Source organism: Mesorhizobium sp. M1409, from assembly GCF_040317535.1.
Lineage (GTDB): Bacteria > Pseudomonadota > Alphaproteobacteria > Rhizobiales > Rhizobiaceae > Mesorhizobium.
Genome location: NZ_JAMYKV010000131.1, coordinates 1 through 2,631, shown reverse-complemented (window position 1 = coordinate 2,631; position 2,631 = coordinate 1). Strand labels below are relative to the sequence as shown.

At 59.2% G+C, this 2,631-nt stretch carries 2 protein-coding genes; both read left to right on the top strand.

What is annotated here, in order from left to right; translation table 11 throughout:
* The first annotated feature begins 513 nt into the window (after nucleotides 1-513).
* Entirely contained in the window at nucleotides 514-1,608 is a 1,095-nt protein-coding gene (locus tag NKG99_RS35605) for a recombinase family protein (RefSeq protein ID WP_352874137.1), read from the top strand.
* Nucleotides 1,609-1,707: 99 nt separating this feature from the next.
* Entirely contained in the window at nucleotides 1,708-2,619 is a 912-nt protein-coding gene (locus tag NKG99_RS35600) for a hypothetical protein (protein WP_352826356.1), read from the top strand.
* Nucleotides 2,620-2,631 lie beyond the last annotated feature (12 nt).

The following is a 2,631-nucleotide window of genomic DNA, read 5'->3' as shown; positions in this document are numbered from 1 at the left end:
GACCCAAGCAGCGCAGGATACCCCTCTTGTTGATCGGTTGGTGTCTCATGTCACGGTGGTTGACCGTCGACACGCACTCTGTGGACAGCTGTTTGAGGTGGCATCACTTCGGTCAGGGCGCGGACCTGCCTTTGTAGTCATCCGCCTTCCGGATGGACGGTCACGCAATATCCGCCGGTCAGTGACGGATTTGTCGCCTACTAGCGATGATGATCGTGAACATCGTAGCACGGCGGGAAAGTTAATATCCGTTCGGACTTTGCTTCCTTTAGTGTATTATGCGCGAATCACCTTTAGTAACTCAATGGCGAGTTGCGATGGTTGCTCGTTCTTTGGCGCATCGGATTGCGGTGTCTCTACCAGAGACCAGTGTTCCACTGGTAAGGATCAAGCCAGATACGCCCAGCCTTTGGAACAATCTCCCACCGGTATCTCAGCACCAAGTCGCGCAGATGCTCGCGACTCTGATCCGTCGGATGCCGCCGAACACGCCGGCGGTGAGGGAGCGGTTTGATGTTGGCTATTCCGAGCAGTCCTGACGAGCGGCTCACGGCCGTCCGGCGTTCAAAGTTCGCTTACGTATATGTGCGCCAATCCTCGATAAACCAGGTGCGACACCATCAGGAAAGCATCGAACTTCAGTACAGCTTGGTGGACCGCGCCGTCAGATTGGGCTGGCCGCCGGATCGTGTCGTCGTCATCGATGAGGATCTTGGAAAATCGGGAAACGGCCAAGTCGAGCGCGGCGGCTTCCAACGGCTCATCGCCGAGATCGGGCTCGGCAACGCGGGTCTGGTGGTCAGCCTCGATGCATCTCGATTGGCGCGCAACAACCGGGACTGGCATCAACTCCTCGAGTTGTGTTCATTGTTCGGCGTTGTCATCGCCGATGGTGAACGTCTCTACGATCCCTGCGCTTATCACGACCGGCTGCTGTTAGGGCTCTCGGGGATTATGAGCGAAGCGGAGTTGCACCAGATCCGTATCCGCCTGCATCAAGGGGAGCGGCAGAAGGCGGCGCGGGGCGAGCTTCGCATACCGCTGCCAGGTGGCTTGGCCTACAACCGCTCCGGCCAGATCGTGTTCAACCCTGATGAAGAGGTTCAGGCTCGGCTGCGTCTGATCTTCGACAAATTTAGAGAGCTTCAGACCGCGCGACGCGTTATGCGTTACCTGCGCACGCACGACCTACGCGTACCGGTGCGGCCGCTTCGCGGGCCGGCGCCCCATGAGTTGGTGTGGCGAGACGCCACCATCGCCCTTGTCCATCATATTTTGCACAACCCGGCCTATGCCGGCGCATATGTCTACGGCCGGCGCCGAATAAATGCGGTCCGCCAAGGTCCAGGTTCGCACCGCGCAACCTCGAAGGTGGCCATTGACGACTGGGATATTTGCATCAAAGACGCACACCCTGGTTATATTAACTGGGAGGAGTTCATGGCCAATCAGAGACGCCTCGCCGACAACACCAATCGATACGAGGCCGGCCACCGCGGCGCGCAACGCAAGGGCATTGCTTTGCTGCAGGGCTTGGCGGTCTGCGGCCAGTGCGGACGGCGGATGACCGTGCGCTACAGCGGCCCCGACAGTGCATGCCCCGTCTAGTGCTGCCTGGCGGACCGCAACCAGACCGGCAGCTCTCTCTGTCAGGAGGTTCGGGCGCCCGCAGTAGATGAACAAGTCGCCCGGATTCTCCTGAAGGCGTTGGAACCTGACCAAATCGCCATCGCCATCGCTGCGCTCGACGAGATTGCGGAGGAAACACGAAGCCTCGAGAAACAATGGGCGCTACGGCGGGAGCGCTCGCGGTATGACGCCGAGCGGGCTCGGCGACAATACGACGCCGTGGAACCGGAAAATCGTCTCGTCGCCAGAACCCTGGAAAAGGCATGGGAAGACAAGCTGCGGGTGGTCGATGAGATCGAGCAGGAATATCGCCGGTGGAGCGACCGAGAACCCTTGGTCTTAAAGGCGGCGGATCACGCCGCGCTTCAGGAACTCGCCGAGAATTTGCCGGCCATCTGGCACTCAGAAACCACCCAGCCAGAAGACCGCAAACGTATCCTGCGCTTCATCATGCAGGAGGTGGTTCTCGACCAGAAAAAGGTACGCGGCCAGGTCGTCATCAGGATTCTCTGGCAGACTGGCGCAACCAGCGAACATCAAATCCAACGTCGCGTTCAATCTTACGATCGAGACTATGGCGAGATCGAGCTTGTGCGTGAGCGGATCACGCAACTCAATGCTGCGGGCGATATGGACAGGCAAATCGCCAAAAAATTGAATGACGAGGGTATCCGCTCGGCGCGAGGCAAGCTGTTCAGCTATGAGAACATCTGGCTACTACGCCACCGTTGGGGAATCCCCGCAGCCAAGATCAACGGCGTCGCAGCCAATCCGCCGCGCTGGCCTGATGGAACCTACTCTGTACAGGGCGCAGCCACCGCGATCGGCGTGACGGCTCAAACCATCTTCGACTACCTCGCCCAGGGCCTTATCCACGGTCGGCAAAGCACGAAAGGCCAGCCTTGGCAGATCAGCCTTTCCCGCGACCAGATCGATCAACTTCAACGCCGACTGCAATGGACCAGGCGATCAAGGAAAGGTGCATCATGAAGCATTCGCGGA

Coding starts and splice junctions, on each gene's coding strand:
- NKG99_RS35605 (WP_352874137.1), top strand. CDS start 514: ATGTTGGCTATTCCGAGCAGTCCTGACGAGCGGCTCACGGCCGTCCGG.